Origin of the sequence: Sandaracinomonas limnophila (genome assembly GCF_004005965.1) — a bacterium.
Lineage (GTDB): Bacteria > Bacteroidota > Bacteroidia > Cytophagales > Spirosomataceae > Sandaracinomonas > Sandaracinomonas limnophila.
This window is the reverse complement of sequence record NZ_SACY01000001.1, coordinates 682,676-700,733: the sequence shown is the minus strand read 5'-3', so window position 1 is coordinate 700,733 and position 18,058 is coordinate 682,676. Positions and strand designations below refer to the sequence as shown.

20 protein-coding genes are annotated in these 18,058 nt (G+C 32.7%); 16 read left to right on the top strand and 4 right to left on the bottom strand.

Annotation, left to right across the window (positions count from 1 at the left end):
• The first annotated feature begins 36 nt into the window (after nt 1–36).
• The gene (locus tag EOJ36_RS03075; RefSeq protein WP_127802547.1) at nt 37–714 is read left to right on the top strand and encodes a TetR/AcrR family transcriptional regulator; all 678 of its coding nucleotides are present in this window, start codon (nt 37–39) and stop codon (nt 712–714) included.
• On the opposite strand, the gene EOJ36_RS03070 is transcribed toward EOJ36_RS03075, so the two are convergent.
• Nucleotides 700–1,935 carry a M24 family metallopeptidase gene (locus tag EOJ36_RS03070; RefSeq protein ID WP_127802546.1) on the bottom strand — a complete coding sequence of 412 codons (1,236 nt, stop codon included), beginning with the start codon at nt 1,933–1,935 and terminating at the stop codon, nt 700–702. The two genes, EOJ36_RS03075 and EOJ36_RS03070, sit on opposite strands and share 15 nt — an antisense overlap.
• 3 nt (nt 1,936–1,938) lie before the next feature.
• On the bottom strand, nt 1,939–2,670 hold the full coding sequence (locus tag EOJ36_RS03065) for a DUF3575 domain-containing protein (RefSeq protein ID WP_127802545.1): 732 nt from the start codon (nt 2,668–2,670) through the stop codon (nt 1,939–1,941).
• Nucleotides 2,671–2,791: 121 nt separating this feature from the next.
• On the opposite strand from EOJ36_RS03065, the gene EOJ36_RS03060 reads away from it, so the two are divergent.
• Genes EOJ36_RS03060 through EOJ36_RS03050 form a run of 3 tightly spaced genes read left to right on the top strand, consistent with a single transcriptional unit; the run spans nt 2,792 to nt 6,461 of the window.
• Nucleotides 2,792–3,286, top strand: a complete 495-nt coding sequence (locus EOJ36_RS03060; protein WP_127802544.1) for a (2Fe-2S)-binding protein — start codon at nt 2,792–2,794, stop codon at nt 3,284–3,286.
• Nucleotides 3,287–3,290: 4 nt separating this feature from the next.
• Nucleotides 3,291–5,441, top strand: coding sequence for a xanthine dehydrogenase family protein molybdopterin-binding subunit (locus EOJ36_RS03055; protein WP_127802543.1), 2,151 nt, complete (start codon nt 3,291–3,293; stop codon nt 5,439–5,441).
• Between the two features lie 12 nt (nt 5,442–5,453).
• Nucleotides 5,454–6,461, top strand: a complete 1,008-nt coding sequence (locus tag EOJ36_RS03050; RefSeq protein ID WP_127802542.1) for a phytanoyl-CoA dioxygenase family protein — start codon at nt 5,454–5,456, stop codon at nt 6,459–6,461.
• 57 nt (nt 6,462–6,518) lie between these two features.
• Here EOJ36_RS03050 and EOJ36_RS12110 read toward each other — a convergent pair whose 3' ends face one another.
• Complete coding sequence (locus tag EOJ36_RS12110) at nt 6,519–6,746, bottom strand: helix-turn-helix domain-containing protein (protein WP_127802541.1); 228 nt, start codon at nt 6,744–6,746, stop codon at nt 6,519–6,521.
• A 116-nt stretch (nt 6,747–6,862) separates the two neighbouring features.
• Nucleotides 6,863–7,855, bottom strand: a complete 993-nt coding sequence (locus EOJ36_RS03040) for a carboxypeptidase-like regulatory domain-containing protein (RefSeq protein WP_238944381.1) — start codon at nt 7,853–7,855, stop codon at nt 6,863–6,865.
• 862 nt (nt 7,856–8,717) lie between these two features.
• Here EOJ36_RS03040 and EOJ36_RS03035 point away from each other — a divergent pair.
• The 12 genes from EOJ36_RS03035 (at nt 8,718) to EOJ36_RS02985 (ending at nt 18,052) form a co-directional block, all read left to right on the top strand.
• Nucleotides 8,718–9,836 carry a DUF4268 domain-containing protein gene (locus EOJ36_RS03035; RefSeq protein ID WP_127802539.1) on the top strand — a complete coding sequence of 373 codons (1,119 nt, stop codon included), beginning with the start codon at nt 8,718–8,720 and terminating at the stop codon, nt 9,834–9,836.
• 285 nt (nt 9,837–10,121) lie between these two features.
• Entirely contained in the window at nt 10,122–10,343 is a 222-nt protein-coding gene (locus EOJ36_RS03030) for a hypothetical protein (protein WP_127802538.1), read from the top strand.
• 2 nt (nt 10,344–10,345) lie between these two features.
• Nucleotides 10,346–10,501, top strand: coding sequence for a hypothetical protein (locus tag EOJ36_RS11920; RefSeq protein ID WP_164847824.1), 156 nt, complete (start codon nt 10,346–10,348; stop codon nt 10,499–10,501).
• Nucleotides 10,502–10,644: 143 nt separating this feature from the next.
• Nucleotides 10,645–10,842 (top strand): hypothetical protein, encoded by a 198-nt coding sequence (locus EOJ36_RS03025; RefSeq protein ID WP_127802537.1) that lies wholly within the window; start codon nt 10,645–10,647, stop codon nt 10,840–10,842.
• A 174-nt stretch (nt 10,843–11,016) separates the two neighbouring features.
• Nucleotides 11,017–11,574, top strand: coding sequence for a restriction endonuclease subunit S domain-containing protein (locus tag EOJ36_RS03020; RefSeq protein WP_127802536.1), 558 nt, complete (start codon nt 11,017–11,019; stop codon nt 11,572–11,574).
• 7 nt (nt 11,575–11,581) lie between these two features.
• Nucleotides 11,582–11,806, top strand: a complete 225-nt coding sequence (locus tag EOJ36_RS03015) for a hypothetical protein (protein WP_238944380.1) — start codon at nt 11,582–11,584, stop codon at nt 11,804–11,806.
• Nucleotides 11,807–11,821: 15 nt separating this feature from the next.
• The gene (locus tag EOJ36_RS03010) at nt 11,822–13,354 is read left to right on the top strand and encodes a type I restriction-modification system subunit M (protein WP_127802535.1); all 1,533 of its coding nucleotides are present in this window, start codon (nt 11,822–11,824) and stop codon (nt 13,352–13,354) included.
• A 32-nt stretch (nt 13,355–13,386) separates the two neighbouring features.
• Entirely contained in the window at nt 13,387–14,154 is a 768-nt protein-coding gene (locus EOJ36_RS03005; protein ID WP_127802534.1) for a metallophosphoesterase, read from the top strand.
• Between the two features lie 81 nt (nt 14,155–14,235).
• A complete protein-coding gene (locus tag EOJ36_RS03000; protein WP_127802533.1) occupies nt 14,236–15,246 on the top strand; it encodes a MarR family transcriptional regulator in 1,011 nt (336 codons plus the stop codon).
• A complete protein-coding gene (locus tag EOJ36_RS02995) occupies nt 15,240–16,013 on the top strand; it encodes a hypothetical protein (RefSeq protein ID WP_127802532.1) in 774 nt (257 codons plus the stop codon). Before EOJ36_RS03000 ends, EOJ36_RS02995 begins: the two co-directional genes overlap by 7 nt.
• A 6-nt stretch (nt 16,014–16,019) precedes the next feature.
• On the top strand, nt 16,020–17,237 hold the full coding sequence (locus EOJ36_RS02990; protein WP_127802531.1) for a restriction endonuclease subunit S: 1,218 nt from the start codon (nt 16,020–16,022) through the stop codon (nt 17,235–17,237).
• A 14-nt stretch (nt 17,238–17,251) separates the two neighbouring features.
• Nucleotides 17,252–18,052: an adenylate/guanylate cyclase domain-containing protein gene (locus EOJ36_RS02985; protein ID WP_127802530.1), complete on the top strand. Its 801-nt coding sequence runs from the start codon at nt 17,252–17,254 to the stop codon at nt 18,050–18,052.
• Nucleotides 18,053–18,058: the final 6 nt, after the last annotated feature.

Genomic DNA, 18,058 nt, shown 5'->3' with positions numbered 1-18,058 from the left:
TAAAATATAAGTAATTTTGCAAAGAATTATATTAGCATGGATTTATTATTACAGTTTAAGGTCAATAGCAACCTTTATTTAAGAGATCCCGAATCATCAATTCTTGGGAAACAGATTGTTCGTCGTTCGATTGATTTAATCGATGAATTAGGATTTGAACAATTTACCTTTAAAAAATTGGCTTTAGAAATAGGTACCACAGAAGCCTCTGTGTATCGATATTTTGAGAATAAACATCGATTGTTATTGTATATTTTAAATTGGTATTGGTCGTATGTAGAATATTTATTTTTAGTCCATTTACAAGGAATTAAAAGCCCGAAAGATAGATTAATTAAAGTATTGGAAATTTTATCAGAACCATTGCCAATTGGTTATGGTGAAGTTGATTTTGAAAAGAAAAAATTAGTTCAAATAGTTATCAAAGAAAGCAGTAAAGCCTATTTGGTTAAGGATATTAAGGAAATAAATAATGAGGAGGCCTTTAAACCTTATAAAGAATTGTGTTCAACAATTGCGCAATTGATTATGGAAATAAAGCCAAATTATGCATATCCGCATTCATTGGCAAGTACCATGATTGAAACCGCGCATCATCAAACGTATTTTGCTCATCATTTGCCTAAATTGACAGATTATTCAAACCATAAAGGAAAGAATTATACCTTTGATTTTTTAACCCACTTAGTTCAATCCATACTAAATTTCAATTAATTGCTCAGCTGGTTTTGAGAACCATTGAGGACCATTTTCGGTCATGTAAACACAATCCTCTAAACGTACTCCGAATTTTCCTGGAAGGGCAATGGTGGGTTCAATGCTAAAACACATGCCAGGTTCTAACAGTGTTTTGTTGTTTTTTACCATGTAAGGCCATTCATGCCCATTCATTCCAATTCCATGGCCGGTTCGGTGGGGTACGCCGGGTAATTTATAATCAGGACCTAAGCCAGCATCTGTAACTACTTTTCTCGCTGCAAAATCTACATTTTCGCAAGGTGAACCTAATTTTGCTGCCGCAAATCCTGCCTCCTGTGCTTTCTTTTCTAAATTCCAAATATGTTTTTGTTCATCACTAGCCTTTCCAAAGACAAAGGTTCTAGTAATATCTGAGCAATATCCACCCACTCTGCAACCGACATCTACCATTACGGTATCTCCAATTTTCAAGGGTGCACGTTTGGAACTTCCATGAGGGAAGGAGCTTGCAATGCCAAAATTCACATCTGCAAAATCGTGTTGCGCTCCCATTTTTTGATGGGCAAAGGCTATTTTTTCTGCAATTTGGGCCGATGTAACACCTTCTTTCAAAAATGTAATTGCATAATCGATTGCATTGAGGGTAATATTTGAAGCGATTTTCATCAGTTCAATTTCATGTGCAGATTTTATCGAGCGACAAGGAACAATGATTTCATCACCTAAAACAAAATTATATTCTTTGCCTATTTTTTTCAAACCTTCGCTGATAAAAAATCGAGCTTTATCTTCAATGGCAATTTTACCCTTTTTGAATCCTTTTTCTTTCAGTTTTTTTAAAGTTAATTCAAATGGATTTTCGTGTTCCTCCCAGGTAAAAATATCTCCAGCAACCTTGTTTAATTCTACTAATCTATCTTCTTCAAAAGCCGGACAAACGTAAAAGATATCACCTTTTGAAGGAATAATGGCGAGCAAAGAGCGTTCACTCGGGTACCAACGAAGACCCGTAAAATATTCCATACTTGTTCCCGCATCTAAAACTACTGCTTGAACAAATTCCTTTTGCATTATTTGTTGAGCCTTTTGAATACGAACTTTACGTTCATCTAATGTAATAGGCGAAAATTTGAACTGTTCAAATTGTGGATCTTCATTGAATAAAGATTTAACGGAAAATGTAGAAAGGCCCAAAATAAGACCAGAATTTTTCAAAAATATTCTTCTATTTGTCATTTTTTAAAATTGAAATCCTAGGTTAAAACCTAATCCTCTTAAACCTGGTGCCAAGGAGTTCGCAGAGATGTTTACCTTGTCTTGTGAAACGGTATAGGTAAATGGGACAGGAGAGTCGTTACTCGCTTGTTCCAATTGGTTGCTTAATTCTCTTTGGTAAATTGTATTTAGGTATGGATTTAACGTTGCTAATACATTTGCAGTTGCATTCCCAACTTGTCCGCCCACTATCCATATATCTAAAATAAATGTTTTAGATAAATGTTTTTGAACACCTAATAGAAGTCCACCCGAAATAGCAGCATAATTTCCAGAAAAATTAGCCTTGATACTTTGTGTGATTTTTGTATTTGGATCTTCTAAATCCAAATTAAGGGGCACTGAAAAATCATATTGAGCCTTTCTAATATAAGGAGCGAAATAAAACCCGTTTTGAGGTTTTTTCCCAAGATAATATCTGAATTCAGCGGTAAAGGCGGTGTTTCCCAGATTAAATTGATTAAAATCGGGGCCATTGGTACTATTACCTTTCATATTTTGTAATTGACTTGCAAAAGGAATTTGGCCATTGGGCATGATTCGGGCATTTAACAATAGTGTGGAATGTTTTGATAAATAATGCTCATAACTCACACTATAATTTTTTAGTAAAAGAGAGCTTAAATTTACTTTAATAGCATTTTTTTGTGCCCAAAGGGATGTAGAAAACAGAAGTAAAAGAAATGTATTTTTCATAAGTTTTAAATTTTGGATATTTTCTATAAAGTTAATTGATATTTGTTTTATTTGTTTAATTCAATAATTTAAATTGATGTTATATTTGTATGATTTATTTAATGACCTAAAAACTATTTAAATGGCAAAGTATTCACTCAATATTAATGGAAAAATTACCCAGGTTGAAGCAGAGGCAGATACCCCTTTATTATGGGTTATTCGTGATTTAGTTGGATTAAAAGGGACGAAATTTGGTTGTGGAATGGGTTTGTGTGGTGCTTGTACCGTCCATTTAGATGGAATGGCTATTCGTTCTTGTCAAACACCTATAAGTACAGTTAAAGCAAGCTCTAAAATTGTAACAATTGAGGGAGTTGCTAGTTTAAATAAGGTTGTTCAAGAGGCATGGATTGAAGAACAAGTTCCTCAATGTGGATATTGTCAATCAGGACAAATCATGTCGGCAGTTGCCTTATTGAAGGAAAATCCGAATCCAACGGATGAGCAAATTGAGCAATATATGAGTGGTAATATATGTCGTTGCGGAACATATAATCGTATTAGAAAGGCGATTCATCGCGCAGCAAAAACGGCCAGCATAAATAAATCATCTAAATCAACTTCAAAATCTTAAAGTCATGTCAAATAATTCAACTGTTAATCGCCGTGATTTTATAAGGTATTCTGGACTTTCTGGAGTAGCCTTGGTTTTGGGTTTTTCAAGTGCACATGGAGCTTCCAAAATTGAAAATTTGAGTGCTTTAGTTGGACAATCTTTTAATTTGAGTCCATACGTTATTATTGAAAAATCGGGAAAAATAACCCTTATTAATAATAAGCCAGAAATGGGTCAAGGGACGCAGCAATCTATTACGGCATTAATTGCGGAAGAATTAGAGCTTGGACCAGATCAGTATGTGATTAAGCAATCAGGTGGACAAAAAAAACACGGCAATGCGCAATTTGCTGGAGGTAGTTTTTCTGTTCGCAATAGTTACGATGAAATGCGTAAAGTGGGTGCCTCAGCCAAGGAAATGTTGCTTTCTGCAGCAGCAAAGGCATGGAATTGTTCCATAACAGATTGCTATGCAGACCGTGCAAAAGTTTACCATCGTCCAAGTGGAAAATCTTTGCCTTATAGTGATTTAGTAGAAACTGCTTCTACATTAGAAGTACCCAAAAGTCCAAGTCTAAAAAATCCAAAAGATTTTAAAATTATTGGAAAGGAAGTTAAGCGCCAAGATATTCCTACAAAAGTGAACGGAACAGCAGTTTTTGGAATTGATGCTGTATTGCCTAATATGGTTTATGCATCGGTTGAACGTTCACCTGTTTTTGGTGCAGCTTTGGTAAAAGTAGATAAATCTGCCACGGAAAAAATAACTGGAGTTTTGCAAGTTGTAGAAATTGAAAGAGATTTAGGAGCTTATAAATATCCGGGAATTGCCGTTGTCGCAACCAATTATTGGTCGGCTTTGAAAGGGCGAAAAGCTTTAAATGTTACTTGGGATTATAGGGGTAATAATAAATTTAATTCTAAAGATTACAATCAATCCTTGCGTGATTTAGCTAAAACGGAGGGTGTAGTACAACATTCCAATGGCGATTTTGACAAAGTATTTGCTGAATCAAAAGATCAAGTGGAGTCTTTATATGAAACACCTATTATTTCTCATTCTCCCATGGAAGCAATGAATTGCACCGCACATTGGAAGGAAAATAATACCTTGGAAATTTGGGCTTCTACTCAGGTTCCTTCCTGGGTTATAGGTGATTTGACCAACCGATTTGGATTAAAGGAAGACGATATCAATTTGAATGTATGCTTCAATGGTGGTGGATTTGGACGTAGATTAGCAACTGATTTTATTGTGGAAGCCGTTAATTTATCTAAAGCAATCAAAAAACCCGTAAAATTAGTTTGGACTAGGGAAGATGATACCCAATTAGGACCTTTCCGTCCGCCTACCTTCTCAGCCATGAAAGGTACAGTTATGGATGGTAAAATTGATACTTTTCAGCATAAAGTTATTTCACCAACTATCGTGCCTTTGCAAGACAAATCGAAAGTGGATACCACAATGGTTGAAGGAATCAGTGAGCAAAAATATGAAATTCCGAATATGAAGAATATGTATGTTTATTCGGATGTTCATATTCCATTTGGTTATTGGCGATCTGTTACTTCATCTACGCTTGCATTTGCGCATGAGTGTTTTATCGATGAATTAGCAGCAAAAGCAGGTAAAGATCCAATGGAATTTCGTTTGGGAATGTTGAACAAACCAACAGATACCAAGCGAGTGATGGAAAAATTAAAAGAAGTTTCTAATTGGTCGAAACCCTTACCAAAAGGAAAGGGACGAGGTGTTGCGCAATATGAGTTTTTTGCTGGATTAGCAGGTCAAGTGGTAGAAGTTTCAAGCATAAACAATGCTATTAAAATAGATAAAGTGTATGTGGTAGTTGATTTGGGGGTAGTTGTCAATCCAGATACAGTGAAAGCACAAATGGAAGGTGCAGTAGCAATGGGAATTACAGCAGCTATAAAAAATGGGATTACATTTGCTGGAGGTAAAGCTGAGCAAAGTAATTTTCATGATAATCCCGTTATTCGAATCAACGAAATGCCAGCAGTAGAAATTCACATTTTAACACAAGAAGGTGGAAGAATGAAAGGGGTAGGTGAGCCAGGACTTCCTCCATTGGCACCAGCCTTAGCTAATGCAATTTTTGCCGCTACCGGTAAGAGGTTGCGTAAATTACCTTTAGAAATTGATTTTGTTTAAATTGAGAAAGTGATGGAAATGAATTTACCTTGGGTTGAATCCCCATTTTTTGAAAGAATATTACAGACAAAAGATTTCTCAGAAGATGAATTAAAACTTGTTAGGGATTTTAACCAGAATGGTTTTGCAGTTATAAAAAATGCATATTCTGATGAGGAGATAAATGCCGTAAAAAAAGAAATGGATGAAAAGGCATTTAATCCCCAATTTAATTATGAAAATATGCGCGATGAGCGCAGAAGTCAAGACCTTTGGATGTATTCAGAACCAGTCCGACAAATGTCTTGTAAGCCTTCTATATTATCAGTTTTAGAAAAACTGTATGATCGCGAAGTAGTCCCTTTTCAAACCTTAAATTTTAAATTTGGTTCCCAACAAAGGGCACATTCAGACACAATTCATTTCAGTAGCTTACCACCTAGATTTATGTGCGGTGTATGGGTGGCCCTAGAGGATATTACAGAAGAGAATGGACCTTTATTTTATTACCCTGGATCTCATAAAACACCAGAATTTAATTTTAATGATTTTCGTAGTGATATGTTGGATAGTTCCTATGATAATTATACTCAATATGAAGATTTTATTGAAGATTATTTAAGTGTTACTGATTTCAAGAAAAATGTTTTCATGGCAAAAAAAGGTGATGCACTTATTTGGTCTTCAAATATTATACACGGAGGTTCGCCTGTCTTAAAAGAAGGTACTTCAAGATATTCTCAAGTTACTCATTATTTTTTTAAAGATTGCTTGTATTACACGCCTATGAATTCCAATACATTAACTGGCGAATGGGCAATGAGAACAAGCCTGAAAAATATGCGAAATGGTAATATTGAGAGTACCACTTATAACGGTATCCAACCTAATTTAGTGCGATCTTATAAAAAATTATATCTAATAAATAATCATATTTTTTATCCAAACTTTTTGCGCAAGATTTCTGATGTTCTTTTTGTAGTTAAAAATTTTGGTATGAAGGAGTTAATCCGATTAGTAAAAATTAAATTATTTAAATGAAAAAACGCAGTAAGATTCTTTCTGCGTTTTCAATACTCCGTTTTCTAAATTGTAATCTTAAAAAATATTTGTAAATATTTCAGATATATTAATCTTTAATGTATTTGCAATCAGGTAAATGTGATAAATACTCGTATTTATTTGTCCTAATTCAATTCTCCTTAATTGTTTGGGATCCATGTTAGCCTCATGAGCTAATTGTTCGATACTTTTTCCTGTAGATTGTCTAATATTCCTAATATTAGTTCCAACTTTCTTAGCAAAATCCGCCTTTTCAATAATCATGCCACAAATTCATAATTATTGTAATGCTTAGCAAGGTCAAATTTGACCTAAAACAGATATAATAGGATAATTTTGTTCTTATTTTTAAAATAAGTTACTCTAATTATTTTTTAGACTTACCGCATTAAAGGAATTTTTCCTTGTAAATAATAAAGCTTTTCCTCAATTGATTTTTCTTTTTGGAAAGTAGTTTGATAAATATAATCTGTGGGTAGTTCTTCAGCCATTCTGAAATCTGCCATTTTGCCATTAGTTTCCATGGAAAGAGGATTTAATAGGAGTCCACTTTGGGTACAATAAATGATTGATTGAGGTTTTAAAATAGAACTTAATTTTGAGTTTCTGTAATAGCAGTTGATGAGTCCCGGAAAATCCAGCATTACTATCGAAGTGTCTGTTGTGGAATGAATGAATTGAATAGGGTTGAAGCCTACATTTTTTCCGCTAATGTTTATCGTTGCATAAAACCCTTGTTCCTCCAAATTATTTGCGACAAAAGCTTTTAAAAAATGTCGTAAAGATCCTTCATAGGCAAATCTTCTTTTTCGAATCCAACGAACCAACTCTTTTAAATCTTTTGGCTCCATCGGTTCGAAATAACCAGAAAGTGTATAGCGCGTTTGTTTATTGGTGATTTCAAATTCCGTTAAAAATCCCTTGTATAAATACCCCAAAACATTGTTTTCAATCAATAAAGCATCTTTTGCCTTTGCTTTAAAATTTCTTTTAAGGTTTCCATTGTTTTCAAATTCAACAATTTCTCTATTTCGAATATTTATTTCTTTTTTAGAATACCCTCTACCCAACAATTCCCTTTCAAAGATTTTCATACTCCGTTCCCAGTTAACATCTTTTCCAGCACTAACCTTAACTTCAATTAAGTCTTTTGAACTTTCGTTTAAAAATAGAAGTAGATTCGTGTGATTTTCTTCAATTTTTAGAGAATAAATTTTGTTTTCGTACCCGATACTTGAAACATGAACCTGGTATTGTCCGGGATAAATTTTTGAAATACTAAATTCACCAGATTCATTTGCTTGTGTTCCATACGAAGTATTGTTGAAAAATATATGGGCAAAAGGAATAACCTCTTTTGTTTTTGAATCCATTATTTTCCCCATATAGGTATACCTTTCCTGAGCCCAAGTCCCAATTGAAACCAGCATAAATCCAATAATGAGAAATCTCCTTGAAAGTGTATATTTTAGGCTAAAGAGTATCAAATGCAAATATTAATTAGTTTAATTTACAAAAAAAAATACTAATGCCATCAACAAAAAAGCCCAACATTTCTGTTGAGCTTTCTGAGCCTCCTATCGGGATCGAACCAATGACCTACTGATTACAAGCGAGTAGCTTCAAAAATGATATATTATTTAAATTGCTGATAGTCAATTGTTTATATTTTATAAATTACTCAATTTTTACTTGTTTTTGGGTTTATACACATCACTTTGTACATCACTTTGTACATCACTTTCTTGTTTTTTAAATATTGAAATAATTCAATTTACTGTATAACTATTTATAATAGGATTACTTAAAATGTTCTTTAGTTGTAATGCAAATTAAAGAAAATTTTTTCATTGTATTGTTAACGACTTGAAAAATTAAAAGCCTTAATTATTAAGTTAAATGCACTTTTTAAGGTGCTAAAATATAAATTATCAATATTTGAGGAATTAGTAATTTTTATAATTTTAACTCGTTTTATGTTTTTTATTCATTCTAGCAGCTTTGAGAATATTGAAATAGTGATAATGTATGTGTTAAAATGTTATCTTAAAAGTTGTTGAATTTTATAATTATTTGAAATAAAATGTTGGGTTTAGATTAGAATTTTTAAAATCTTGAATTGAGTAAATTTTGTCATAATAAAATGTCAATAAAATGTTTAATAATAATTCTATTAAACAATATTTAATAGTTTTGTTTTACTAAAAGTCCTAATTACTATTATTTTCACCTACTATGTACAAAATAAACAAATTATCAAATAATGTTGAAAAATTAGAGCAACGCCTATTTAGAGATTTAAATATAAGAGAAAGGCAGCATTTACAAGAGTGGATTGCAAAGAATCCAGAGATGTTAGGTGAAGATTTGCTTATCATTCAAAAGGAATTTGATGGATTTAACGATACAAATGAGCGATTGGATTTGTTGGCAATTGATAAAAATGGTGGTTTAGTTATCATTGAAAATAAATTGGACGATACTGGTAGAGATGTTGTTTGGCAAGCATTAAAATACGCCTCTTATTGTTCCACTTTAACAACTTCTCAAATAATAAAGATTTTTCAATCGTATTTAGATAAATGGTCAAATAATGAGGATGCCAAACAAAATTTGTTAGATTTTTTAGAAAAGAATGATGATGAATTGTTGTTAAATAAAAATGATCAAAGAATTATTTTTGTTGCTAATAATTACAGAAAAGAGGTTACTTCAACTGTATTATGGCTACTCAGACATAATATTCAAGTTCAATGTTTCAGAGCAACTCCTTATTCAATGTCAGATGATGTTTTTTTGCAAGTGGAACAAATTATTCCTTTGCCAGAAACCAAAGAGTTTATGATTGATGCTCAGGAAAAAGAAAAAGAAGTTCAAGATAAAAGTAAGAATATCCAAGAGTCAGAACAACGCTTAGTTAAATTTTGGAGTCAATTTAAAAGTAAATTAACAGAACAAAAAATTGATTACTTAGATCGCGTAGCTTCAAAAACAGAATATAGTATAGGGTTTTGGAAAGGGCCTAGTAAATTCGCATTTTGTTTAGGTAAAACGAATTTTAGAGTAGAATTATATATACCTAATGACACTAACAAAATATATTTTGATGCAATATTTCGACACAAATCTGAAGTTGAGAGTAGTTTTGATGGAATTATAACTTGGGAACGATTAGATACGAAAAAAGCCTCAAGAGTTAGATTTGATATGCCCAATGAACTTTTAAATAAATTAGAAGGAAAGTTTAATGATGAAATATATTGGGGTGATTTATTTAATTGGTACATAGATGCAATGCAAAGATTTTTCAGGGCTGTAAATCCCGTATGGGAGAGGGTGCTGAAAGAAGTATGATTTTTTTCAAATTTTATTTTATGGTTTTTTAAAAAATATCCGTCATTTCAATTTCACCACTAATTTTTTATCCATTATCACGTCAAAGAATAATCTAGAAAGTTAGAACTTCATTTAGAATTTTCCATTGCACCACAGATGCATATTTTAAAAAAGAACAAAAATGTGGCATCCATTTCTGAAAGTGACTTAGCTGACAATTTAAGAACCTCGATAGATGAAGCCCTCATGATATCGGATGATTTAATGGAATTGAAGGCCGAATTAAAGAAACGGTAAATTAAGATGCAGTTAGGAAGAGGAATATCTTTCATGATAGAGGGAAAGGGGGTAACCTTCAAAGGTTCAAAATTAGGCAGAAATTATTCCTTGATGAATTTAGAACAAAGAATTATAGCAAGGAAAGAAATAAAAAAGGTGGAGCCAAAAGTTCAACAAACCTACAAAGCCCCCATCATCACAGAAGAAGAACAAATTAGAAAACCAAAACAATTTAAATTAAGATAACTATGGATAATATGTTTGCAGATATGGGTGATTTTTTCTTTGAAAATGAAGACCTGATTGAATTATATGAAAGGAAAGAGGAGGGGATGGTACCTATGAGAAAATTGCAAAATATTTCGATACACATATTCCCGATTGGAGAAAGAAAAAAGGGTTAGGTCAATGGGCCCCAGAGTATATCTCAGGTTATTGGGATCAGTATGAAAGCTATCAAGAAGAAATAGATGAACTAGAAGAGGAATACGAAGAAGAGGAGGAAGATGAAGATGGGAATCAGGAAAAGTCTGAAAGAGCAGAGCCAATGAGTTTATTTGAGTGGTTAGAAGACATGAAAGAGGATATTCTGCGGAGCTATGAACGGTCTCAAAGTTCTTACCAGATTGTTCGAAATGACCTTGAATATGACCGATATTTAGAAGACAGTGGTTTGGAAGATACCGATGAACTAAGAGCTGAATTTAGTGAGGCAGATGATGAAGAGGTTTATTTGGGGTTTTGAGGGCTTATTTTCCATTTCTTAATATAGAATAATTACGGTTTTTGTAAAATAGTTTAATTGGATATTTATTGTACAATTATTTATTTTTGAATAATTGTACAATAAAATAAATTTTAATATTTGATTTTTTTTGTATATTTGAATTTATAATGAATAATATTACAAAAATATATTATGCAAGTAAAAGTAAAGGAAATTGCAAATATTCAATTTGGCTACTATGGTCAGCCTAGTAAAGACGGTACTATTTCGTATTTACAAGCTAAACATTTTAATGAATTTGGTCAATTTATTGGAGATAATGATACCTTTTTAAAGGAAGATTCAAAAGCTATTGGAAGTCTTTTGCAGGATGGAGATGTTTTATTTGTTGCAAAAGGGTTTCGTTTTTTTGCTACATTATATAAAGAAGAGTTTGGAAAGGCAATTGCCTCTTCTATTTTCTTTATTTTGAGACCTAACAAAACAAGAGTTATTCCGGCTTATTTAGTTTCTGTTTTAAACCTTCCAAAAAACATACTACATTTTCAACAATCGGGAGCGGGAAGTTCAATACCATCAATTCGTAAAAATGAATTAGCAGACTTTACATTTAATTTGTTGTCATTAGAGCAACAACAAAATGTAGTACAATTGCAAGAACTACATCTTAAAGATATGAGACTAACAGAGAACTTAATCAATGAAAAGCAAAAGCTTTTTCAAACAACAATTTCAAAAATCATAAAATAACACAGTCATGGCGAAAAAGAATAATGATGCTCCCGGAATGAGAGGAGACAGAAGTAGAAACGATGATGGGCAATTAAGACAAAAGAGAAGTGATACGCACATCGGAACCATCGAAAAAAAGTATGATATTGATTTAGGGGTTAGAAGTGATATGCACTTAGGAACCTATTTAGAAAAGAATAATATTGCTTCTTTGAATGATTTAATTAAAGACAAAAAAACGGACAAGTAAAAACAATTATAAGTTATGGTAGAAAATAAAATTACACAAAGAGATATTAATAATATTGTTTGGAAAGCTTGTGATACGTTGCGCCCAGTTATGGGAAGTGAGCAATATAAAGATTACATACTAACATTGTTGTTTATAAAATACCTATCCGATGTTTGGAAAGACAAAGTGGAGCAATATCGCATTAAGTACCCGGATAATGAAGAAATGGTAAAACGGCAATTGCAAAGAGAGCGTTTCATATTACCCGGAATAAGTAATTTTGATTACCTCTTTCAAAATCGTAATGAAGCCAATATTGGCGAAATTATAGATATTGGTTTAACAGCTTTGGAGGATGCAAATCGCTCAAAATTAGCAATGGTATTCCGAAGCATTTCTTTCAATTCCGAAACAGTATTTGGTCAAACAAAGCAGCGTAATGCCATTATGAAAAATTTATTGGTAGATTTTTCAGCTTTAGATTTACAACCATCGCATTTAGAAGGCAATGATATTATAGGTGATAGTTACGAGTTTCTAATTTCAAAATTTGCTGGGGAAAGTGGTAAGAAGTCTGGTGAGTTTTACACGCCTAGTGAAATAAGTACTTTGTTAGCAAAATTAGTTGACCCGCAACCCGGAAACAGAATATGCGACCCTACTTGTGGTTCAGGTTCATTACTTATAAAAGTAGCCAATGAAGTTGAAGGTAAAAACTACTCCTTGTATGGTCAAGAAAATAATGGAAGTACTTGGGCATTATGCCGAATGAACATGTTTTTGCATGAGCAGGATAGCGCAACAATTGAATGGGGAGACACAATCAACAATCCAAAACTATTGGAGAAAGACAGTCTTATGAAGTTTCATATTGTTGTAGCCAATCCTCCTTTTAGTTTAGACAAATGGGGAGCGGATACAGCTACAGCAGACCAATTCAACCGTTTCCATAGAGGTATTCCGCCAAAAAGTAAAGGGGATTATGCTTTTATCAGCCACATGATTGAAACTACTTATGAAGACGTTGGTAAAGTTGGTGTAATTGTACCTCACGGTGTATTGTTTCGCAGTAGTAGCGAAGGACAAATCCGTAAAAAATTAATTGATGAAAACTTATTGGAAGCTGTTATTGGTTTGCCAGCTAATTTGTTTTTTGGCACAGGAATTCCGGCAGCAATATTAATTTTCAACAGAGGTAAAGGTGCAAATAAAGACATTCTATTTGTGGATGCCAGTAGAGAATTTGAGAGTGGTAAAAACCAAAATAAATTTAGAGATATTGACATTGAGCATATAGTAAGTTCGTTTAAGGCATTCAAAGAGGCAGCACCGCTAACAACTAAAAAAGGAGCTGTTATAGAAGATAAATACAGTTACCGTGCTACGATTGCTGATATTATTGAAAACGACTATAATTTAAACATTCCTCGTTATGTAGATACTTTTGAAGAAGAGGAAGAAGTAGATATTAAAGCAACTCATCAAAATATTACAGAGCTAAAAAAACAACTTTCCGAAGTAGAAATCCAAATGGAAAACTACTTAAAAGAGTTAAATTTAATTTAAAAACAAGAAGTTAAAAGGTAACAATTTAAACTATGCACGTAAGCAAAATACAATATGCATCCGACCTTCATTTAGAATTTCCTGAAAATAAGAAATTCTTTAAAGCCAATCCTTTAATTCCAAATGGGGATATATTGATATTGGCAGGTGATATTGTGCCTTTTGCTGTCATGGATAAACACGAAGATATTTTTAATTATTTGGCAGATAATTTTGAAATGACCTACTGGATTCCGGGTAATCACGAATATTATTACTTTGATGCGATTAATAGAACAGGAACATTTTTTGAAAAAATCAGAAGCAATGTAATTTTGTTAAACAATTCAGTCGTACAGTACCAAGATACCAAGTTGATATTTTCTACTTTATGGTCTAAAATTAGCCTTGCTAATCAATGGAATATAGAACGAGGGCTAAGTGATTTTCATGTTATCAAATACAACGGTAATAGATTTACTGCGGAAGCTTATAATCAGTTGCACACTGACTGTATCAATTTTCTCAATCAAGAATTACAAGTAGATAAGGTGGCTAAAAATGTAGTGGTAACGCATCATGTCCCTACATTCAAGAAGTATCCTAAAATATATAAAAACAGTACATTAAATGAAGCTTTTGCCGTAGAGCTTTTTGATGCAATTGAAGCGTCTAATGTAGATTATTGGATTTATGGGCATAGCCATCACAATACTTCCGATTTTAAAATTGGCAATACACAAATGCTAACAAATCAATTAGGCTATGTACAACGGAATGAAAATGGGAGGTTTAATATAGAAAAGTGTTTTAATATATGATTTTCAATATAATAAAGTTATATTTGCACAATAAAGTTAATCGCTTTATTGAAAATTTTCAACTTTATTAAGATATAAGTTATGAGAAAAGCTATTAATTACATCAACGAAACATTGGGCACAAATGCTGTAGAAATCCCAATTCACAATAGGGATTTTGGCAATTTACCTATATATATTTCCCAAGCATATAAACTATATGAGGCTAGGATTTTTTTCAAAGACATAGTGTTGGTAGAATTAAAAAATGAAGATGATTTGAGTATTTTACAAGCAGACAAACACTTGCAATTGCTTAGAAACACTTTCAATAGAATAGTTGTATTAGTATTGGATAATTTGCAATCGTATAACAGAAAACGACTAATAGAAAAAGGAATAAACTTTATTGTGCCGGGCAAACAAATTTTCTTGCCGGAACTCTTAATCCATTTAAATGAAAGCTTTACGCAACCAAAACCTAAACAGCGCAACGAAGTCTTAATGCCGTCAGCGCAGTTTTTGTTACTATACCATATCATTCACAGATACCAAAACTGGAAACTTGAAGAGCATCCATTCAAAGGAATTGCCCAAAAACTGAAATATACACCAATGGCAATTACTTATGCTGTAGAGGAATTAAAACAGAGAGAGCTAATTGAAGTTTACGGAGAAAAAGAAAAGTACATCAAGTTCAATTTAGAAAGAAGCGAATTATGGTACACGGCTCAAGAACAAAAACTCTTGTCAAGTCCGGTACTAAAAACGGTATATGTTGATGTGTTGCCTAGCAATGTTTTTATGCTAAAAGCCAATGCTTCGGCATTGCCCGAATATACTAGCTTGAACCCAAGCAAACAACAATATTATGCCATTGAAAAAAACGCATTTTATTTCTTGCAAAAAAATAACGGTTTAGTAAATGCAAATGACCGAGAAGGACAATATGCCATAGAAGTATGGAAATACAACCCAGAAGCTTTAGCGGAAGATATGGGAAATGACAATGCAGTAGTTGACCCATTGTCATTATATCTATCTCTAAAAGATAGCCTTGATGAACGTATAGAAATGGGCTTAGAACAAATAATAGAAAAATATATATGGTAGTAGGATTAGACACTTTTAGCGCACATTTCAAAGATTTTCAAGATAGCTATATAATTATTGGCGGTACAGCTTGTGATATTATTATTGAGGAAGCAGGTTTTACGCCTCGTGCTACCGATGATATTGATATGATATTAATTGTTGAAGCTTTGTCGCCCGAGTTTGTGGCTAAGTTTTGGGAGTTTATCAAACAAGGAAAATATACCATACAACAAAAGAACCAAGAGGAAAGAAACTGTTATCGTTTTGCAGCTCCGGAAAATCCGGATTATCCAAAACAGTTAGAATTATTTTCAAAAGTTCCGGATGTTATTGATGCCAATGAAGGAGCGCACCTAACACCTATTCCGGTAGAAGAGGGCTTGTCAAGTTTGTCAGCAATCTTGTTAGACGAGACCTATTACAAATACACTATTGAGAATAGCGATATAAAAGAAGGAGTACATTTTGCTGCGCCACACACTTTAATTTGTCTAAAGGCATTTGCTTTTTTAAACAATACCGAAAGAAAGGCTGCAGGACAAAATGTACGTTCGGTGGATATAAAAAAACATAAATACGATGTATTCAGGATGGTAATGATGCTTACCGAAAACAGTCAGTTTGATTTACCACAAACCATAAAAGCGGATATGCAGAAGTTTATTGATACTGTCAAAAACGAATTGCCAAGCCCAGAAATTTTTGCAGCAAACGGGTTTGGAAATCAAGATATGGGAGCCATTTTTAACCGATTAGTAAAAGCGTTTCAATTAACTGCTGAATAAAATACAATGAGTAACACTACTACATACAAACAAACTGCAATTGGTTTAATTCCTATTGATTGGGAAATTAAGAAACTTGGTAAAATTGCAAAAACTACAGCAGGTGGTACACCTTCAACTCAAAAAAAAGAATACTGGGGAGGAAATATTAAGTGGATGAGTTCAGGTGACCTAAATTTAAAAAAAATATTTGATGTTGAAGGCAGAATAACAGAATCTGGTTTAAAGAACTCAAGCACTAAATTAATTCCTGCGAAATGTGTATTAATCGGGTTAGCCGGTCAAGGTAAAACAAGAGGGACAGTAGCGATGAATTTAATTGAACTATGCACAAATCAATCAGTGGCAGCGATTTTGCCCTCGAATGAATTTAATGAAGAATATCTGTATTATAATTTAGATTTTAGATATAATGAATTAAGACAACTCTCGACAGGTGATGGCGGAAGAGGAGGGTTGAATTTAAATATTATTAATTCAATACTAATTCCGATTCCTCCCATTCAAGAGCAACAAAAAATAGCAGAAATACTAGGTAGTCTTGACGAAGCCATAAACATTTCAAAGCAAATTGTTGATAGTTTGAAAAATAGAAATATTGGGATAGTACAACAACTACTTTCTGGCAAAACTCGGTTAAATGGTTATGAAAAATCGCAATGGCATTTAAAATCACTAGAAGAAGTGGCAATTTTTAAAAATGGTAAAGCGCATGAGAATTCTATTGATGTAGAGGGTGATTATATAGTAGTCAATTCAAAATTCATTTCAACTGATGCTAAGATTTCTAAAGCTTCAAGCGAAAATTTGTGTCCGCTTTACAAGAACGAAATTGTTATGGTTATGAGTGATATTCCTAACGGTAAAGCATTGGCAAAATGTTTTTACATCGATGCTAATTATAAATACACGCTAAATCAACGAATTTGTGCATTAACAGCAAAAAAAGGGACTGAGAGTAAGTTCTTGTTTCATTTACTCAATAGAAACAGCTATTATTTAGCCTTCAATAATGGTGTTAGTCAAACCAATCTTAAAAAAGATGAAGTCTTAGAATGTCCTCTATTAATGCCGGATATAGAAGAGCAAAAGCAAATTGTAAAAGTAATAGATACTGCCATCAAAGAACTCAACCAATATCAACAAAAACTGGAAACTTTGCAGTTGCAAAAAAAAGGATTGATGCAGCAGTTATTAACCGGGAAAACTAGAGTAAGAATTTAACATACGGAGAAACTATGCCAAACCTTAATCAAATTTATGAATTAAAAAAGCAATACTTCAGTCTTAATAGGGCAGACTTAAAAGTCAAAGAGTATTTAGATAATACCGAAGCTAAAGATGTAATTAGAAAAGCATTTAATTCAGGTAATCTAAATGAAAGCGCTAGTGAATCACGAATGTTTTCAATGTTAACCGAAAGTTTAAACGTTCAAAAACCTGAAATTGTAGAATACTTTGACAATAGTAAAGAAGAAGATGTTGCTTTGCTTTTCATTGATATTAATTCCTTTTCTAAAACTATTCAGGGTTATTCTAATGCAAGGATAAAAACCTATTTGGATGATTACTATCAAAAAGTTATTCCAATTATTTATGAGCATGGGGGAGAAATTGAAAAATTAATGGGAGACGGTATAATCTGTGTTTTTGGCAGACCTTTTTTAGATTTAGAAAACCCACATTATGTTTACAAAGCAGAAAAATGCGCAGAAGCTGTGATTAAAGAGTTTTATGGTTCGGATAAACATGTAAAAGTAGCTATCCACAAAGGCTTAATTAATTATTATAAGGTACCCGGAGAACACTATGGAGAATATACGATTATTGGTCAGCCAATAACTGATTTATATAGATTAGAAAGTGTTTCAAAGCCAAATGCAATTAATTTTTATACTGGTTCAACCTATGACCGTTTAGGTTGGTTGTATAGCATTTTTGATGATAAGATAGTTACTTGTAGAGGTTTTGAAGCTAATAATTTACAGGGTATTGATTTTAATGAAATTAAGTATATGACGTTTAAAAATATTACATAGATTAAT